Here is a 19322-nt window from a genome sequence, read left to right as displayed (position 1 = left end):
AAGCGGCGACACGTCCCCCGAATACGCGTCGCCGCACAGCCTCATTCAACGGCAATGAGTTTTCCGGGATTCATAATCTGCTTCGGATCCCACGCCCGTTTAATACTGCGAATCAGCTGCAATTCTTCAGCCGACGTACATCGTGCAAATTCATCCCGTTTTTTATAGCCGATACCATGTTCTCCCGACATTTTTCCTCCCAGTGCATATACTCTGGGAAATAAATCACGATGAAATTCTTTAATCTTTTCAAACCAAGCTTCCGGCGAAAGTCCTTTGTTATTTAGCGGCAATACATGAATATTGCCGTCCCCGATATGAGCAACCGTCACACAATATAAATCATATTTTTCTCGTAATTCCGGCAATTGCGCCGTAATAGCCGAAATTTTATCCAACGGCACGACAAAATCTTCCGCCTGATACATTTTATCTATATTCCGTGCCGCTTCGGCAAATTGTTTGCGCAAGGTCCAAATCCGTTTATCCGCTTCAAATTCATCAATCGAACCGTTTTGTTCCGCCAAATCACAGAGTTGTTCCATCTTGCGATCCAGTTCGGCTTCATCAAACGTTTCTACTGTGACAATCACATACGAACACCCTTCTTGTACATGCGGCATGGACATATCTAAAAACTTGCACGTCATTTGCAGCGCTTCTCTATCCATATATTCAATACTCGTCGGATTGATACCCGCTTTTAAAATTTTATTGGGCAACGCAAACGCCGCCGTATCATCCGTAAATACACATACCATGTTAAACGCATACGGAGGCAGAGGACGCAACCGCAAAGTTATTTCAGTAATAATTCCCAAAATTCCTTCCGAGCCGGCAATCAGTTGTTCCAAGCAAAGGCCGGAAGAACATTTTTGCAAACGACCGCCCACCGTCACAATCTCTCCGGTCGGCGTCACGACTTGCAAGCTGTAAATCTGATGGCGTGTCGTACCGTAACGAACTGCTTTATTACCGCCCGCATTATTGGCAACGTTGCCGCCAATCTGACAACTGTCGGAACTGGAGGGATCACCGGCATATAACAGGCCGTATTTTTTCGCTTCCCGCTGCAAGTCCCCCGTCAACACGCCTGGTTGACAAACGGCATACATATTTTCCGCATCCAATGTCAAAATTTTATTCATCCGTTCCAGTTCCACCACAATGCCTTTGTAAATGGGAATTGCACCGCACGCCACCCCCGTTCCGGCCGCGCGGGGCGTAATCGGGACCACATACGTATTGGCCAATTTAACGATTTGCGCCACTTCTTCCGTAGTACCGGGAAAAACCACCACTTCCGGTTTTTGAAAAAAATGGGAATTTCCTTCTTCATCCGTTTGATATGCCGTGAGACAGTCCTCGTCCGTTTTGACATATTTGTCTCCTACCGCTTGTCGTAACGCCGCCAATACTTCCGGCGTCACCGGGTTAAAATGAGTTTGCATACGTATCATCCTTTCCTTATATAATAGGTTTAGTATACCATGTAATAATCGCTTGTAAAGTAAGTTAAACGTTTAATAATATAAATTTCTTATAAAATATATAATAAAAAAAAAGAATGAAGATATTCATTCTTTTTTCTCACTTTTCTCAAATTATTCGGCCAACGTTTCCCACTTTTCATAGGCCTGTTGCAACGCTTCCACGGTCTTTTCATACTGCTCATTGAGGGTCATTAATTTTTGACTGTCCGCCATATTTTCCGGTAAAGACAACTGCACTTCATACATTTTTACGGTAGCCTCCAATTCAGCAATCTTCATTTCTATGGTTTCCAACTGTTTTTCCTTACCGTAGGAAGAAGGGGCGCTTTTTTTTATATGCTCCGAAGCCCGTATTTTTCCTGTCGCTTCCTTTTTTTTCGGGATTGCCGTTGCGGGTTCCGCCTTTTCCTGTGCGGCTTGCTGTTCTTCTTGCCGTTTTTCCCGATAATAGGAATAGTTTCCCAAATATTCTTTTACTGTCCGATTTTCCAATACCAACGTACGGCCGGCAATGGTATCCAAAAAATAGCGGTCATGCGAAACCACTAAATACGTCCCGCCAAAATCCAGCAGCGCTTTTTCCAATATTTCCCGGGTAGGAATATCCAAATGGTTCGTCGGTTCGTCCAAAATCAAGAAATTGGGACCTTGTAAAAATAATTTCAGCAACGCCAACCGCGCTTGTTCCCCGCCGCTTAATGCGCCAATCGTTTTATCGACTTCATCCCCTCTGAATAAAAACCGTCCCAATACGGAACGTGCTTCTTCTTCTCCATAGCTGAAGGTATCCATAATTTCCGCCAATACCGTAGTGCGGCCGTTAAATTCCGTATGTTCCTGCGAAAAATATCCCGGTTGTACCCGACTGCCCCACACAATATGCCCGGAAGTCGGCGTCGTTTCTCCCATAATCAGCTTCAACAACGACGTTTTCCCCGTGCCGTTCGCGCCCACCAAAGCCACCGTTTCGCCGCGACGGATGGAAAGCGAGAGATGCGAAAATAACGGCTTCCCCGTATAGCCGCCGCAAACATCATCCAATACTAACACTTTTTGGCCGCTCTCTACGGCCGGCGAAAAAGAAAATTTCAACGTAGCCGCTTCCGGATTCAGGTCAATTCGTTCCAGCCGGTTTAATTGAGATTGACGACCGCGCGCTTGTTTCGCTTTAATACCGGCCTTGTATTTTCGTATGTAGTCTTCGGTTTCCCGAATATGTTCCTGTTGCTTTTGATACGCTTTTTCCAAGGCATCTCGCTGTTGTCGATACTGTATTTTGTACTGCGTGTAATTCCCCTTATATTTTTTTACACCGCCGTCGGTTAAGTCCAAAATTCCCGTAGCTACCCGATCTAAAAAATACCGATCATGTGAAACAATCAAAATACCGCCTTCATACGACAATAAATAGGTTTCCAGCCATTCCAACATGTCCACATCCAAATGATTTGTCGGTTCATCCAAGAATAAATAATCCGGTCGCCGTACTAACGCTTTTGCCAAATTAATACGTGTTTTTTGACCGCCTGAAAATTCTTGTACCGGGCGTTCCATATCGGCTGCCGAAAACCCCAATCCCTGTACAATCTTACGAGACATACTTTCATACGCGAAGCCGCCGAGCCATTCAAATTTTTCCTGCATGCGTGCATACCGCCCCATCAGTTCCGTATCCTGAGGACGTTCCCGCATAACTTGTTCCGTCTCTTTTAATTGCTTTTCCAATCGCAGCACATCCTGCCATGCCTCGGTAAGCAATTGCCGCAATGTAAGCCCCGCATCATAGGTAATATTTTGCTGCAAATAGCCGACGGTTTCACCGGCCGATACGATAAAATTCCCGTCATCGTACTCTTCTTCCCCTATAAGACATTTTAATAACGTGGATTTTCCCGCCCCGTTCGCCCCGATCAAACCTAACCGCTCCCCGCGATGTAATTCAAAGGATACATCCTTAAAAACGGTATGTATGCCGAATGACTTTGTTAATTTCTGTACTTTTATACTCCCCATCCGTGACACCTCTTATGCACTTCACCGGCGCACCGCCGATGATCGCTGTTTTTATTCTTATCATAAAACGTCCGGTCTCTATGGTCAAATAAAAAAAGAGAGCAGTTTTCTTCTGCTCTCTCCCGCTTCTTTCTTCCTTACACATTCCACTCTTCTTTGATTGTCGAAAGGCACATAAAGGTCTGTGAGGAAGCAACCGTAGGAATTTCATTCAATTCATCCATCAAAAAATGTTCCAAATCATCCGGTGTTTTTACCAACACTTTCAGCAAGTAATCAAAAGCGCCTACAATATGATGGCATTCCAACACTTGCGGAAACCGGATAATACTGTCACGAAATTCTTCCACTTCTCCGGATCGTTCCAGATTGACCATAATAAAGGCAGTCACATTATAGCCTGTCTTCCGGCGGCTGATTTTAGCTCCGTATCCCTGAATAACACCGCCATGTTCCATCTTACGTACGCGTTCGGCAACGGCAGGAATTGACAAGCCAACGACTTTGCTGATTTCCGTCGCAGATGCTTTCCCGTTCTTCTTTAAAATCGTTAATATCTTATCATCAATATGATCCATATTTACTACCATCCTCTGCGAATATTTAAAAACTATTATGTACGCCTATATTATCATATATTATGAGGAAAAAGTAAATATGTTTTGTGCAAAACAGACATGCCTTATACAAATACCTGCGCATTATATATGTATATTGATTCTTATTATTGTGCTAAGTGAAAATCCGGATGTAAATCGGAAAAATTCTTTTTAAATCCTTTCGTCATATATACCGTACCGTCCGTACCGGTAATTTCTCCTTCTACGCCCGGCGTATTTTCTATAAATGCCAACCCTTTTTCCGGTCCCAAAACAAATACGACCGTCGTTAAAATATCGCTCAACATACCGCCGTGCGGTACATCTCCCTGAATAACAAGGGAATCACTCATGACACCGTGACGCGCCGGATAGCCGGTTTTAGGATCAAAAATATGATGATATCGTACCCCGTTTTTAATAAAATATCGTTCATAATCACCGGATGTGGATAAAAATTGATCTTGAATTTTAACAATCCCCAAATACGTTCCGTCTTCCTGCACGCGCGGATGCTTAATACCGATATTCCATGCAGTCCCCTTCGCATTCGTATTCATCGCATACATGGAGCTGGCCCCCAAGTTAATCAGACCGTTAGTGACCTTGTGTTTTTTATAAATTTTGAGAATTTCATCAACGGCAAATCCCTTGGCAACTCCGCCCAAATCAATATACATGCCGGGTTTTGCCAACATTACGGCATGATCCGACGGACGCAATAAAATATCCTTATAATTTACATAGGACAAATGTTTTTGTATCTCCGCCGGTGCCGGAATATGTTCATCCGGATTTCCTATGTCCCATAATTTAGTAAATATACCGACACTAATATCCCAAGCACCCCGACTTTTTTCCGAGTACGTCTTGGCAAAAGAAATCATTTCATACACGTCGGGATCAACCGCTACATACGATTTTCCGGCGGCCGCATTGATTTTGCTGACATCACTATCAGCATGATTCGTACCGGCCAACCGATCCAAGCGATTAATAAAATCCATACTTTCTTGTAATGCACCTTGGGCGTCTCCGCCGGCCGCCCGCAACGATACGGTCGTATCCATTGCCACCCCGTTTCTGTCAAAAAACTGCTCCGTCTGTGTTTTACCACATCCGGAGCAGCCTGCAATGACAAGAAACGCCGTAAGTATCCATCCTATAATACGTCGTTTTCCCCTCATATGTTTACCCTATCTTTTCTTCCGATACAAGATGCGATTCCAACATGGCCGTAATCGCTTTTGTCGGACATTTAGTAATACAAGTAGCTTCTTCACAGCTGTGACAAATAGCCGGATTAACAACGGCTAAGTGATCCACTACTTTCACACCGCCTTCATGAGAACAATTTCGCATACACAAGCCGCAACCGATACAAGCGGACGAACAGTTTTTCTTGGCGGCCGCTCCCATTTCTTTCGAAGAACACCCTACGCTGACAGGCGCACTCATCGGCAATAATTCAATAATATGGTTGGGGCATACGCCGGCACATTTACCGCACCCGGTACACAGTGATTTGTTCACTACCGGCAAGCCGTTTTCCCCCATAGTCATCGCGCCGAACGGACAAGACCGCACGCAATTTCCGAATCCCAAACAGCCGAATTTACAAAACTTGGGTCCCTGTTGTACCAACTTGGCGGCGGCACAGTCGTGAATTCCTTTGTATTCAAAGGCCACTTTGGCAATACCTAAACCGCCGCGACAACGAACATGCGCAAATTGAGGTTCTGTTTCTTCCGCAATTTTTCCGGTTAAATTGGCTACAATATCCGCCACTTCTTTTTTCCCCGGCACGCATAAATTCGGAGCTACTTCGGGATCCAACACGACGGCTTCCGCATATTTTGCACAACCTGCAAATCCGCAAGCCCCGCATTGTCCTTTCGGCAAGGCTTCTTCCACTTCACCGATGAGCGGATTTTCTTCCATGGCAAACTTTTTATCCGCAAAAGCCAAAATGAACCCGAAGACAACGCCTATACAAGTCATAATAGCTACCGCGGAAATAGCGATTTGCGTATATTCCATGATATTAATTCCAACTCCTTTCCATTATATCATACCGGAGAACCCGAGAAAAGCTAAAGCCAACATGCCGGCTACAATAAACGCAATCGGAGTTCCCTGCAAGGCCTCCGGTACTGCGGCATAATCCAATTTTTCCCGGCAGCTGGCCATCAAGACCAAGGCCAACGCAAACCCCAAACCGGAGCCGACGGCAAATACGAGATTTTCCAAAAACCCGTAATGATTGGTAATACTGATCACCGGTACAGAAAGTACAATACAGTTGGTGGCAATTAACATCAAATAAATTCCCCACATGTTATATAAAGTGGGTGACATTTTTTTAATGACGATTTCCAACAGCTGTACGAAGCTGGCGATTAGTACCACAAAAGAAATGGTTCGTAAAAAAGTAAGATCCAACGGCATTAATACATAGTTATATAACAACCATGCCAGCACGGTACTCATGGTAATAACGGAAGTAACGGCAAACCCCATGCCGATCGAGGCGTTCAAATTTTTTGAAACCCCGAAGAAAATACAAAGGCCGAGAAATTTTGTCAAAACGAAGTTGTTAATCAACACGGCACCGATGAACAGGGTAAAATATTCTCCCATTATCCTTCACTCCCTTTCATTTGTTTCGCTTTTTCACGAGCATTATTCCACATCTTAATCCCCGCCATAAAGAAACCGATTAACATAAACGCTCCCGGCGGCAATGCCAAAATAAGTGCCGGCTGATACGACGGTCCGAACATGGGAATCCCCAACAAGGTGCCGTTACCGAACAGTTCACGAACCACGGAAATAATAAGCATGGCGCCTGTAAACCCTACGCCCATGCCCATGCCGTCCAAGAAAGATACGACAATACCGTTTTTGGAAGCTACCGATTCGGCACGAGCCAAAATAATGGCAAATACAACCACCAAATCCAAATATACGCCCAGCGCCTTATATAGTTCCGGCGCATAGGCCTGTAATACCAATTGTACACACGTAACAATCGTGGCAATACAGGTAATGTACACAGGTACCCGTACTTTTTTATTAATCGTACGACGAATAATAGATACTACCACATTATTGGACGTAATAACGAACCATACCGTCAAGCCCATGGTCAAGCCGTTAATAACACTGGTCGTAACCGCCAAACCCGGACACAGACTCAAGGCCAATACAAAGTACGGATTTTCTTCAATAATGCCTCGGCTAAATACTTTCCAAAGATTCATTATGATTTCCCTCCCATCTGTGCCGCTTTTTCTACAGCCTGCTTAACGCCCAAAGTAAAGGCGCGGGAAGAAATGGTAGCCCCTGTCATCGCTTGTACTTTGTCTTTTTGACTCGGATCCTTGGTAACTTCCAGAGATGCTTCTTTTTTCCCTTTTATTTGACTTTTAAACGGCTCTTTTGCACCGCGATCGCCCAACCCCGGGGTTTCATTGGCTTCCAGCGCGACATAGTCGATTACCGTGCCGTCCGTACTTACTGCCGTCAACAATTTAATAGGACCGCCGTATCCTTTCGGTGCCGTAGGAATAATATACGCAATCTTTTTCCCGTCTTTTTCCGCTACAAAGGTATCTTTTTCACCGGCAACGGGCGTGAATTTTTCAGCCTGCGGAACTAAACCGCGCATGGATTCTTCCTTCATCTGTTCCGCTTTAGCACGCGCCGTAGGTCCCGTAATAAAGAAGACGGCACCGATAATACAGCCGGAAACAAGACAGGTTAAGATCAAATTCATAGCAATTTTTACTAAGTTGTTTCCTTTGTTCTCGGCCATCTTATTTCGCCCCCTTTGTCTTCACTGCGCCAAAGACCTTGGGTTTTACAACCCGATCAATCAACGGTGTCAACGCATTCATCAATAAAATAGAGTAGCAAACCCCTTCGGGATACCCACCCAAGAGACGAATCAAGACGGTAATAATGCCGCATCCTAACGCAAACAGCATTTGTCCTTTCAGCGTAATCGGCGCCGTAACCATATCCGTGGCCATGAAAAACGCCCCGATAATCAAACCGCCGGCCATCATATGGAATACGGCCAAGTGCGCGTCCCCGGCAACCAAGCCCATTAAAATTCCGACCGTAGCAATCATAATGACGGGGACTTGCCATTTAATATACCCGCGATAAATCAAAAACAAGCCGCCTAAAATCAGCAACACAGTGGAAGTTTCTCCTAAGGAACCGCCACGGAAGCCGAAAAACATACTTTTATAAATCGCCGCCCAGTCGTTTGTACCGAACAAATTGAACAGTGCTTCCGTACCGCCATGTTTCAGTACATTAAGCGGGGTAGCACCTGCTACACCGTCGACTACGGAGCCGTTCATTTGTGTCCACGTAGTCATTGCCACCGGCCATGATACCATCAACCCCGCACGACCTACGTGTGCCGGATTAAACAAATTGTACCCCAGGCCGCCCATCGATTGCTTACATACTACAATGGCTAAAAAAGACCCGATCACGCTCATCCACCACGGCAAGGACGGCGGACAGCACATTGCCAATAATAACCCTGTAATCACGGCACTGCCGTCGGCAATGGTGACCCGTTTATGCATCATTTTTTCCCATAAAAATTCAAAAATGACTGCCGATACGATGGCGACAATAATATTTACCAGGCCGTTCATCCCGAAATAATATACCCCGAAAGCGGCGGCCGGTACCAAGGCGGCGACGACGCTCCACATAATTTTTGAAATAGATTCTTTACTCCGCACGTGAGGGGAAGAAGATACGGTAAAATTCCCTTTCGTATCCGTTCCCGCCATTTGCCCTTTTGCTTCTGGACTCATGATATCCCTTCTTCCATTCGTTCTCAGCTTATTGTGCCGCTTTTTTCTGCGCCGCCTGCTGGATGGCTTTTAACTGCCCTTTGGCATTTCTGAAATACTGAACTAAATTGCGTTTTGCCGGACATACGTATACACAACTGCCGCATTCCACACAATTCATTACACCGTATCCGCGACATTCATCCCACGCTTCCCGGGAAGAAAAAATACTCAACTGGCTCGGAACCAACCCCATCGGACAGGCGTCGACACACCGACCGCAACGAATGCACGGTTCTTCTTCTCCTACGTCGCACTTTACCGAAGATAACGCCAGAATACCCGAAGCGCCTTTGGTAATGGGAATATCCAATTGATATTGTGCAAACCCCATCATCGGTCCCCCGGCAATGACCCGATCCGGTTGTTGCGAAAAACCGCCGCAATGTTGAATCGCTTCTTCATAAGTCGTGCCGATACGCAACCGTAAATTTTTCGGTTCCGCAATACAATCGCCGGTAACGGTCGTCACCCGTTCAATTAACGGAATCCCGTAACAAACGGCATCCGTAATGGCAATAACCGTACCTACATTACTGACTACACAGCCTACATTCATCGGCAAACCGCCGGGTTCGACCAAGCGCCCTGTACAAGCTTCGATCATCATTTTTTCCGCCCCTTGCGGATACTTGGTCTTGCACGTAACCACCGTCACTTCCGGCACCTGCCGAAACGCTTCCGTTAAATTGGCAATCGCTTCCGGCTTATTGTCTTCAATGCCGATGTAACCTTTTTTTACGCCCAATACTTTCATGCAAATTTGTACGCCTGTAACAAATTTACGGGTCGGTTCCTCTTCTACCATGGAACGAAAATCACAAGTCAAATACGGTTCGCATTCCGCACCGTTAACAATAAAAGAATCGACCGGCTTGTTCGGCGTCAATTTTACATGCACCGGAAAGGTTGCCCCGCCGCAGCCTACAATGCCGCAAGCTTTCACGGCATCAAGAATTTCTTCCTTGGACATTTTTTCCCAATCCCGATGCAGCGGCAATCCTTCCGCCCATTCATCCAATCCGTCCGATTCAATAACCACGGACATACAGGTAACCATCGTATTATGCGGCATAGGAGCAACCTTCACGACTTTACCGGAAATAGAAGCGTGAATGTCCGCATGCAAAAACGCATCACTGGTGCCGATAAGCTGTCCTTTTTTCACCATGTCGCCCACTTTGACCACCGGTTTACAGGGGGCTCCGAAATGCTGACTCATCGGAATAATAACCTTTTTGGGCAAGACCGGCGTTTCGATCGCCTTGTCTCTGGCCAACCCCTTACCGTCCGCCGGATGAACGCCACCTCGTTTAAAGGTATTCAACATTACTAATCACCTCATTAACAGATCCATGAAAACACAACAAAACGGGAGTATTTCGCAAATTTTCCGTCTCTCACGCCAAGTGCAACGCTCCGGTACTTACACTTCTATGCCGTTTACCGACACGAATAAATTTTTCGAAATCCTCCCTGTCCCGAAGCCGAGATTGTGCTTCAAAGGACATAGATTTTTTTCGGTTATACGTTTATCTATAAAAGCATAAAAATTTGTCTTTAAGTATACCGAAAAATCATTGAGAAAGCTTATTAATATTCATTATATATGTAATCAGCCCTCATTCATATAAAATTATAGCATTGTATTTTCTATTATTCAACGTAAATAGCAATAGCAATTACGCCATCTATGCTATTTTTTAATACTTCAAACAAATACTTGCACGTATTATACAACTGTCTTTTTATTCATATTTTTCATTAAATGTGTTAAAATACACAATGATTAAATTCTACTCTAAGTAAGTATACTTTTATCACAAACATATTTTCTGTTTAAAAATATATTCCGAATACGTATAATACCCGCCTTCACAATATACTTCCCGCCTTCACAATATACTTCCCAAAACGCAAAAAAAACGGGCTGCCGTCACCGGACGGCAGCCCGTTTTTACTATTTCTTATTTTTTTTGTTTTACTTGTAAAGCCGCTTCAATTAATCCGTTAAATAAAGGATGCGCTTTAGTGGGTCGCGACTTAAATTCCGGATGGAACTGACATCCGACAAACCAAGGATGATCCTTTAATTCCACAATTTCTACCAACCGCTCATCCGGAGATGTACCGGATAAAATCAACCCTGCATCCACCAGCTGTGTCCGATACTTGTTATTAAATTCCCAACGATGCCGATGCCGTTCATAAATCAAATGCTCTCCGTATACGGAAAACGCCTTCGTGCCTTCCTTTACCTTACACGGATAAACGCCCAGCCGCATCGTGCCGCCTTTATTATCGATATCCACCTGATCCGGCATCAAATCAATCACCGGATTTACGGCCGCTTCATCAAATTCGGACGACGTGGCTCCCGCAATCCCGGCAACATGCCGTGCAAATTCCATAACCGCACATTGCATGCCCAAGCATAACCCTAAATACGGAATCTTATGTTCTCGTGCATATTGTACCGCCGAAATTTTTCCTTCCACGCCGCGATTGCCGAAACCGCCGGGAACTACAATACCGTCTATGCCGGCAAATACGGTCGCAGCCGACACCTGCGGATCTTCCAAAGTTTCCGAATCAATCCAATGAATATTCACTTTGGTTTTATTCGCAAATCCCGCATGATTCAACGATTCCGCCACACTTAAGTAAGCATCATGCAAAGACACATATTTACCGACCAAAGCAATGTCCAATTCTTGCTCCGTATGGTAAATATCATGAACCATTTTTTTCCAATCCGTCATGTCGCAAGGTTTATTCGGTAACGCCAACTTGTCCAAAACAATGCGATCCAGCCCTTCTTCCGCCAACAATAACGGCACTTCATAAATACTCTTGAGAGTTTTATTTTCGATGACCGCTTCTTTATCAATATCACAGAACAACGCTAATTTTTCTTTCATTTCTTCCGACAACGGACGTTCCGTTCGGCACACAATAATATCGGGTTGAATGCCGATTCCTCGTAATTCTTTTACGCTGTGTTGAGTCGGCTTGGTTTTTAATTCCCCGGCGGCGCCGATATAGGGAACCAAGGTAACATGAATATATAAGACGTCATTTTTACCGACATCCTTCTTGATTTGCCGAATGGCCTCTAAAAAGGGCAAACTTTCAATATCCCCGACTGTGCCGCCGATTTCGGTAATCACCACATCCGCATTGTCATCGTCCCCTACACGGACAACACGTTTTTTTATTTCATTAGTAATATGGGGAATAACCTGCACTGTATGCCCCAAATAATCGCCATGCCGTTCTTTTTGTAATACGGACCAATAAATTTTGCCGGTAGTTACATTGGAATTTTTCCCTAAATTAATATCAATAAACCGTTCATAATGCCCCAAATCCAAATCGGTTTCCGTACCGTCATCCGTAACAAATACTTCGCCATGTTGATAGGGACTCATCGTGCCCGGATCCACATTAATATAAGGGTCAAATTTTTGAATGGTAACTTTAAAGCCGCGATTTTTCAATAATCTGCCCAGCGCAGCCGCTGTAATTCCTTTTCCCAATGAAGAAACTACCCCGCCTGTTACAAAAATATATTTAGTCATAATGCCTCCCTAACGAGCCCTGCTCATATCAAAAAAAGTGCTTATTCCCTGCATGTAAGTACTTACATTTGTTGCGGAGCGGAAATTCCCAACACAGCCAAACTGTTCGCAATGGTAAAGCGTACAGCCGTAACCAATCCCAACCGCGCGATTGCCAATTCCCGATCTTCCTGTATAATACGACAATGATTATAAAAAGCATGAAATAAGCCGGCGGTTTCATATACAAAATGAGCAATACGATGCGGCGCACGTGCCGCCGCCGCCCGCTGAATTTCTTCCGGAAAAGCAGCCATTTTCTTAATCAAAGCCAACTCCGCTTCTTCTTGTAACAAATCCCACTGCACCGCTTCCCACCGCTGCGGCAATGCGATCCCCGCTTCTTCCGCCTGCCGATAAATACTGTAAATCCGGGCATGGGCATACTGTATATAGTATACGGGATTTTCATTGCTGTGAGACATTGCCAAATCCAAATCAAAATCCAACTGCGTATCTAACGATCGCATAATAAAAAAGTATCGCGCCGCATCCGTTCCGACTTCTTCAATAAGTTCATTTAAGGTAATCGCCTGCCCTGTCCGTTTGGACATTTTCACAGGTTTACCGTCCCGAAAAAGACTCACCATCTGCAACAATAGCACTTCCAACCGCTTCGTGTCATACCCCAAGGCCGCCATAGCCGCACGAACACGGGCCACATACCCGTGATGGTCGGCCCCCCAAATATTAATCATGGTTTTAAAATGACGGTCATATTTATTCTTATGGTACGCAATGTCCGCCGCTAAATACGTCGGCTCCCCGTTTTCACGAATAACCACCCGATCCTTGTCATCTCCGTAAGCAGTGGATTGCAACCATAAGGCGCCGTCTTTTTCATACACCTTTCCCCGTTCGCGCAATGCGTCACAAGCCTGCCGAATCCCTTGCGGATGCAACGTACGTTCACTGAACCAATGATCATACTGCACATGAAAACGGGCTAAATCCTTTTGCAGCGCTTTTAATTTTTCTTCATACGCCCGATCTTTAAAGATCGCCAATCGTTCCGCTTCCGAAACTTGTAAATACCGATCGCCGTCCTGCGCCGCTATCGCCTTTGCCGTATCTATAATATCCTGTCCGTGATAGCCGTTTTCGGGAATTTCCGCTTTCCGCCCGAACAGTTCCAAATATCTGGCATTAACGGAAGCCGCCAAATTATCCATTTGTTTCCCGGCATCATTAATATAATATTCCGCTTCCACTTTATAGCCGGCCATGCGTAATAAATTAACCAAACTGCTGCCATAGGCGGCGCCCCGCCCATGGCCCACATGCAACGGACCGGTAGGATTGGCACTGACAAATTCCACCTGTACAGTATCTTCCGGTCGTTCCGCACACGTACCGTAGGCCTCCTGTACTGTCAAAATATGCTGTAATACTTGATAAAATACGCGAGAATCCAAAAAAATATTAATAAACCCGGCACCGGCCACTTCCGCTTTGTCCAACCACGGCGCCTTTAATTCTTCTACAATACTCTCCGCAATATGACGCGGCGCACAATGCGCCGTACGAGCCGACTGCATGGCAATATTCGTCGCAAAATCGCCGAATTCTTTTTGCGGCGGAATTTCCAAAACAATATCCGGATAGTCGCCTTCCGGTAATTTTCCCGCCGCCACCGCTTTATCCATGGCAGTGCGTATTCCTTGTATAACCGCTTCTTTAATGTCCATTATGCCCGATCCTCCTGCACTGTAATGGTTAGTTTCGTATAATTGTAAAACATACCTTCCAAAGAAAGATTGTATTCCAAATGAATGGTGCCGATACCGTCCTGCATATCCACCTGACATTCATATACTTTTGTATGCAATTGAAAATCGCCGTCTTCTAAAGCATATATTGAGTCTTCTTCCTGTCCTTTGCGAAAATCATGATGCTGATGTATTTTTCCCGTCCGTACTAAACTGATGGATTGGTCGGGAAATACTTTTACTAAAGTGTTCACGCCGTCCATTTCGCTCATCATCCGCTCATCATATCGAATATACTGCGTATCGCCCTGCACATGCGCCGTCCCCGTCGATACCAATTCAAATTCTGTTTTTTTGCCGATTTCATCTTGCTGAATACTATGAATTTTCACTACTACAGGCTTCAACATATACCAACCTTTCCTATCAATAATTCAATGTTTCCATTATATAACATGTACTGAAAAAAAGAAACACTTTTTAAAAGGCGACACATATTTTTCTCGGATTAGTTCCCTTGCCTGCGACCGCTTCGCCATTTTTTACAATTCGAACGGGTCTTTTTCTTTCTTTTATAAATATGGTATAATCAATGTAATGTCCGCATGTTTTTTTAACGTACGGAAAATGACTGCTAAGGAGGTTTTCCACATGGAAATTACAAAAGATACCAGTATTATTGAAGCCGTTCAAAAATATCCGCAAATTGTAGAGATTTTTCAAGATTACGGATTGGGCTGTGTAGGCTGCATGGCGGCTCATTTTGAAACAATCGGACAGGGGGCGGGTGCTCACGGCATCGATATTGATGCCTTAATCGCCGATATTAACGATTCCATAAATGATCCCGAAGCCTGATAGGAGGCTTCCGGGCAGCAAAAAAAGAGGCGGCTGTAACTTCTTACAGTCGCCTCTTTTTTTGCTATTCCTGCAGATTATTTTTTTTCAAACCGATAGCGTTGTACGGCTTTCGGATATTTCCGCATATCCGTTTCACTCATAAACATTCGTAACGGCCGTGCATAATGTCGCTCCGGATTATTTACAGGCTTATAAATAACAAATTTTTCTCCGGTTTCCGTATGTTCCGCAACCGTAATAATTTCATAGTCATTATTTTTGAAATGTCGCCATATTTCATGGGCTTTAGGATTTTCTCTCATCGCTTCTCCTTTTTAAAACGTCGTCAATTCTGTAAAAATTTTTTCCGCATACCGATCGGTCATCCCTGCAATATAATCAACACACGCCGCCTTATATGCCTTTTCTTCCGTACCGATCGCATATAATACGGTATTTTTAAAAACATTGCCGAATCGATCTTGCTTCGTTTCCGCCCGGCCTATATCGGAAAATTTTTGCAAGCGTTCCAAAAAATGCGTTCCCAATGTCGGATAGTACTCGCTCATTTCCCTAATCCGCTGTAACGTTTTTTCGCCCGCATAGCAGTCCCGCAACGTATAATAGATGGATTGTATAATCAATTTTGCATATTCATGATATATTTGCAACCGCTTGTGACGATAAATGTAACGGTAATTAAAATTCATGACATCATTCATTAAATGTATGTTTTTCTTCGATAACAGCAAGCCTTTTTCCGGCGTACTTTCGCTGCACAAATCTGTAATTAACGGATACATAATGGACGTATTGGTCAAAGACGGCAGAACAATATGAAATTTATTCTGCAGTCGTTCTTTCAAGGCCCGTGCGGGCGTACCGTTTTCATCAATAATTTTAAGGCGCACCGCATCTTCTATATCCCTACCTAAATACGCAATTTTGTCGGAAATTTTAACCACGCAACCTTCCCAGGTATACGGTTCATATTGTCCCGGATGCGTAATCGATTGTAACGGGATCGCCTCTTCTCGCGGCCGCAACACGGCTTCCCGCACTTCACCGCAATGATTAATAATACCGTCTCGCACGGCATAGGTAAGCAACATATTCACCGTCCGTCCGGCCGGATCCAATAAGGTTTCAATACCGTCCACCACCCGCAATCCTTGCCGCTCATGCCAAAAAGAAGTTCCCAAGTCCTCCTTGCATATGGCGCGCAATACGCGTTCTCCCAAATGCCCGAACGGCGCATGCCCCAAATCATGCCCGGTCGCAATCGCGGCAATCAATTCCGTATTCAGCCCTAAATATCGCCCAATCGTCTGACTTACGGAAGCCACCTGATTCACATGTTCAATACGCGTACAAATATGATCGTTTTTAGTAGTAAAAAACACTTGCGTCTTGTGCTTCAATCGACTGTAGGCGGTAGAATGAATAATCCGGGTATAATCGCGTCCGAATTCAGTGCGAAAATCTCCTCGACGATGATATAACCTTTTTTCTCTTGCTATCGCTTGTTGCCAGTGTGGATGTCGCTCGTCCATGCGAACAGCGGCAAATGCCCGGTTCATAGGCCTCCCCTCCTTATACGATAAAAAACGCTCCCGCCGTTAGCGGCCGGCAGCTGTTCATTGCTTAATCTCCGCCTCTATATATTTACTTTCTTCTTCGGCTACCTCAATTCCCAGCCGCCTCCGGGCTTCTTTTTTTATTTCCTTATATAATCCTCGGGGGAAACAAGAAGAATACGTCGTAATACCGCGCGGAAATACGGCTTCCCGTTCCAGTATATATCCTTCCGGACAATATCGCGAAGCATACGGATGACGGGGAGAAAAATAAAGCACCGTTCGCAGTGTCCCGCTGCGATTAATCACCTCAAAGGCATCCACGACGCCATCCGTTTTCCATTTATGAAAAAACACTTTAGAACCGGTTGCCAATATACGTAACCGTGATAAATACATCCACTCGCCGAAACTGCCGTTCACAGGAATCGGATTGGTTGCCGCCGTACCGAAAGGGCCGGTTCCTTCCGGCAACCGATCACAGGGAAGACCGTTTTCTACAGCCGTCCGTTCTGCCGGCGCCAATGTTTCATTTTGTAAAGCGGGCGAATTACATAACGCAAACGCGTCATCATACATTTGTTCCGTACGCGTACGATTTTTATCGCTCTGCCGAAAAGCTTCCCATAGGTCCATAACCGGTTGCTCCTTTTCCTTTTATTATAGTTGTATTATAGGATACGAAGTACAATCTGTCGAGAATTCTCTAAAAAATATCTATTTTTTTACAATGGGTCCATTTTAAAAAGAAGACAACGGCAACTTTTTATTTTTAAGTTTCGCTTAAAATTTTTAAGAAGTCTTTACTTTACTTTTCTTATCCCGGCATGCCGGTCATACGTAACGGCAGACGTATAATTTTTACTTATTTGCTTTTATTTTATCTTTGTACTATGATAATCATAGAAATAAAAAAACGACAAAAATCCCTTATTTTATCGGTATTTCTACCTTTACACAGGAGGCGAAAAAAATGACACATGTAGGAATTAATACAAAACTGGTAATTTCGTTAGGCATCCTTCTTTCTTACGCATTCATTCTTAATCATATTTAACTTCGACTAAAAAATAAGATTTCTTAATTACCAATGAAACAAGCACGCTTTTTATTAAAAATAAAAAGCGTGCTTGTTTCATTGGTAATTCCCGGACAATACAAAAAATTATTTTTTCCTGTTTTGTCCGCTTCTTTATATATACTTTAAAAATCTTTTGTTTTAAATAAAACTTCCCAATGCCCTTCCAGTTGCTTATACGTTACTCGCATAATCGCGGCATGTAAATCATGAATCCAAGTATATATCCGTGCATCCAAAGCACCGGTATCTGAGTTTCGGGCCAACGTATACATCAGCACGTCCTTCTTATGCGGGGCATATGCAAAAGAAATGCCCGATTGTCGAGGATGGGCAATCCGATCGAAACGATACGGCGTATATCCCGTAATCCGATGTCGTTTATACCACCCGGTTACCCAAGCTTGCGGATGAATACGTTGCGTAACGACTACCCCCATATAAGTATCCCGTCGTTGTGCCTGTTCCAACGCATACCAATCCTGTCGATATCCTGCATAAGCCTGAATTTGCGCTTTCGGCCACGGCTGCCACGGTACATGCGAAATAATGCCGTGCACGCCGCTATGCCGCCCCGTTCTTGCGGCGGATTCACGCCAGTTCCCCCACGAAGCATTAGCGCTGAAAAAAACACCCGTATTTCCCAAATAAACCTTCGGAGATTGATATTCCCATTCAGGAAACTTGGTAATCCATATCGGATCTTCATTATTATCGCTTGTTTCTTTACTATATGCAAATCGTAACCTTCCCCACGGCGAATAGTGACTCAATTTAACCGAAGGCGCAAAGTGACTTCGTACGGACCAGCGATATTGACTTTCCAAACGCCAAGTCCCCGCTTCATTCAAGGCAAAATTGGCATAGCCGCCAAATCCCCAGCCGCCTTTTTCCGTATGTGACGGTTTGGGAAACAACGTAACCGCCCACGGTACGCTCTGCTGATTGCCGCCTATTTTTTTTTCATAATGTCCATAAGAAAATACGCAACTATGTTTCACCCAAAACCGCGCATTATCCATCGTAATTTTTTGCCCTTTTTTCACGATAATATTGTCGCCGGTCACATAGTAATCCGGCACGTCGGCAACCGCATGAGGCGTCGTAAGCAAACCTTTTTTCAACAATATCGTATCGCCGTGTACCGACACACCGGTACCGCGAAAATATATAAGGCCCGAAGGGTCATAGCCTTCCGCCTGTGTTGCCGCTCCTTCTTGTCGCCGACGATCATAGGTTACATCCGTACTTTTCATCAGACTGGTGCCATACGTATACATCATCTTACCGGGAAAATCATACTTTCCGGTATACCGATTGCCGCGTAAATAATCCGCTTCTATCCGATTCGCGCCTTGCGAAATTTCTATATTTCCCCGGCTCATCATATAGCCGTCCCCATCACGAATCGCAATCGTATCCGCCTGCAGTTGCAAAGGCTCCTGTTGCTCGGTTGCCGCCATACCGGCACTCCACGACATACTGTATATACTTGCCAAACCTATAACGA

Annotated in this window: 18 protein-coding genes; 1 reads left to right on the top strand and 17 read right to left on the bottom strand. The window is 44.6% G+C overall.

The genetic code is table 11. The features are described 5' to 3' along the window. Positions 1 to 41: 41 nt before the first annotated feature. The 13 genes from HMPREF1039_RS00325 to HMPREF1039_RS00265 all read right to left on the bottom strand — a co-directional run bounded on the left by HMPREF1039_RS00325 (position 42) and on the right by HMPREF1039_RS00265 (position 14727). Complete coding sequence (locus HMPREF1039_RS00325; protein WP_007390392.1) at positions 42 to 1451, bottom strand: FAD-binding oxidoreductase; 1410 nt, start codon at positions 1449 to 1451, stop codon at positions 42 to 44. A 153-nt stretch (positions 1452 to 1604) separates the two neighbouring features. Further along, on the bottom strand, positions 1605 to 3506 hold the full coding sequence (locus HMPREF1039_RS00320; protein ID WP_007390355.1) for an ABC transporter ATP-binding protein: 1902 nt from the start codon (positions 3504 to 3506) through the stop codon (positions 1605 to 1607). A gap of 137 nt (positions 3507 to 3643) precedes the next feature. Next, positions 3644 to 4084, bottom strand: coding sequence for an Lrp/AsnC family transcriptional regulator (locus HMPREF1039_RS00315; RefSeq protein ID WP_039891557.1), 441 nt, complete (start codon positions 4082 to 4084; stop codon positions 3644 to 3646). 146 nt (positions 4085 to 4230) lie between these two features. After that, positions 4231 to 5292 (bottom strand): FAD:protein FMN transferase, encoded by a 1062-nt coding sequence (locus HMPREF1039_RS00310; RefSeq protein WP_007390343.1) that lies wholly within the window; start codon positions 5290 to 5292, stop codon positions 4231 to 4233. 4 nt (positions 5293 to 5296) lie between these two features. Continuing rightward, positions 5297 to 6145, bottom strand: a complete 849-nt coding sequence (gene rnfB / locus HMPREF1039_RS00305) for an RnfABCDGE type electron transport complex subunit B (RefSeq protein WP_007390411.1) — start codon at positions 6143 to 6145, stop codon at positions 5297 to 5299. Positions 6146 to 6169: 24 nt separating this feature from the next. After that, the gene (locus HMPREF1039_RS00300) at positions 6170 to 6745 is read right to left on the bottom strand and encodes an electron transport complex protein RnfA (RefSeq protein ID WP_007390417.1); all 576 of its coding nucleotides are present in this window, start codon (positions 6743 to 6745) and stop codon (positions 6170 to 6172) included. Further along, positions 6745 to 7368 carry an electron transport complex subunit RsxE gene (gene rsxE / locus HMPREF1039_RS00295; RefSeq protein WP_007390349.1) on the bottom strand — a complete coding sequence of 208 codons (624 nt, stop codon included), beginning with the start codon at positions 7366 to 7368 and terminating at the stop codon, positions 6745 to 6747. The genes HMPREF1039_RS00300 and rsxE overlap by 1 nt, the downstream gene beginning before the upstream one ends. Continuing rightward, positions 7368 to 7922, bottom strand: coding sequence for an FMN-binding protein (locus HMPREF1039_RS00290; protein ID WP_007390370.1), 555 nt, complete (start codon positions 7920 to 7922; stop codon positions 7368 to 7370). The genes rsxE and HMPREF1039_RS00290 overlap by 1 nt, the downstream gene beginning before the upstream one ends. 1 nt (position 7923) lies before the next feature. Next, complete coding sequence (locus HMPREF1039_RS00285; protein WP_007390416.1) at positions 7924 to 8949, bottom strand: RnfABCDGE type electron transport complex subunit D; 1026 nt, start codon at positions 8947 to 8949, stop codon at positions 7924 to 7926. A gap of 28 nt (positions 8950 to 8977) precedes the next feature. Further along, complete coding sequence (gene rsxC / locus HMPREF1039_RS00280; RefSeq protein ID WP_007390338.1) at positions 8978 to 10318, bottom strand: electron transport complex subunit RsxC; 1341 nt, start codon at positions 10316 to 10318, stop codon at positions 8978 to 8980. 637 nt (positions 10319 to 10955) lie between these two features. Further along, positions 10956 to 12569 carry a CTP synthase gene (locus HMPREF1039_RS00275; RefSeq protein ID WP_007390402.1) on the bottom strand — a complete coding sequence of 538 codons (1614 nt, stop codon included), beginning with the start codon at positions 12567 to 12569 and terminating at the stop codon, positions 10956 to 10958. Between the two features lie 62 nt (positions 12570 to 12631). Then, the gene (gene argS, locus HMPREF1039_RS00270; protein ID WP_007390414.1) at positions 12632 to 14296 is read right to left on the bottom strand and encodes an arginine--tRNA ligase; all 1665 of its coding nucleotides are present in this window, start codon (positions 14294 to 14296) and stop codon (positions 12632 to 12634) included. Continuing rightward, a complete protein-coding gene (locus HMPREF1039_RS00265) occupies positions 14296 to 14727 on the bottom strand; it encodes a DUF1934 domain-containing protein (RefSeq protein WP_007390332.1) in 432 nt (143 codons plus the stop codon). The genes argS and HMPREF1039_RS00265 overlap by 1 nt, the downstream gene beginning before the upstream one ends. 241 nt (positions 14728 to 14968) lie before the next feature. Here HMPREF1039_RS00265 and HMPREF1039_RS00260 point away from each other — a divergent pair, with 241 nt between their 5' ends. Continuing rightward, positions 14969 to 15175: a DUF1858 domain-containing protein gene (locus tag HMPREF1039_RS00260; protein WP_007390385.1), complete on the top strand. Its 207-nt coding sequence runs from the start codon at positions 14969 to 14971 to the stop codon at positions 15173 to 15175. A gap of 77 nt (positions 15176 to 15252) precedes the next feature. Here HMPREF1039_RS00260 and HMPREF1039_RS00255 read toward each other — a convergent pair whose 3' ends face one another. The 4 genes from HMPREF1039_RS00255 to HMPREF1039_RS00240 form a co-directional block, all read right to left on the bottom strand. Then, positions 15253 to 15480, bottom strand: a complete 228-nt coding sequence (locus HMPREF1039_RS00255) for a DUF1653 domain-containing protein (protein WP_007390375.1) — start codon at positions 15478 to 15480, stop codon at positions 15253 to 15255. A gap of 12 nt (positions 15481 to 15492) precedes the next feature. Next, positions 15493 to 16737, bottom strand: coding sequence for a deoxyguanosinetriphosphate triphosphohydrolase family protein (locus tag HMPREF1039_RS00250; RefSeq protein ID WP_007390409.1), 1245 nt, complete (start codon positions 16735 to 16737; stop codon positions 15493 to 15495). Positions 16738 to 16794: 57 nt separating this feature from the next. Continuing rightward, a complete protein-coding gene (locus tag HMPREF1039_RS00245; RefSeq protein ID WP_007390388.1) occupies positions 16795 to 17370 on the bottom strand; it encodes a hypothetical protein in 576 nt (191 codons plus the stop codon). A gap of 567 nt (positions 17371 to 17937) precedes the next feature. Then, positions 17938 to 19311, bottom strand: a complete 1374-nt coding sequence (locus tag HMPREF1039_RS00240; protein WP_235720008.1) for an LPS-assembly protein LptD — start codon at positions 19309 to 19311, stop codon at positions 17938 to 17940. Positions 19312 to 19322: the final 11 nt, after the last annotated feature.

The organism is Megasphaera lornae, from assembly GCF_000214495.1.
Taxonomy (GTDB): Bacteria; Bacillota; Negativicutes; order Veillonellales; family Megasphaeraceae; genus Megasphaera; species Megasphaera lornae.
This window is presented reverse-complemented; position numbering and strand designations above follow the sequence as displayed.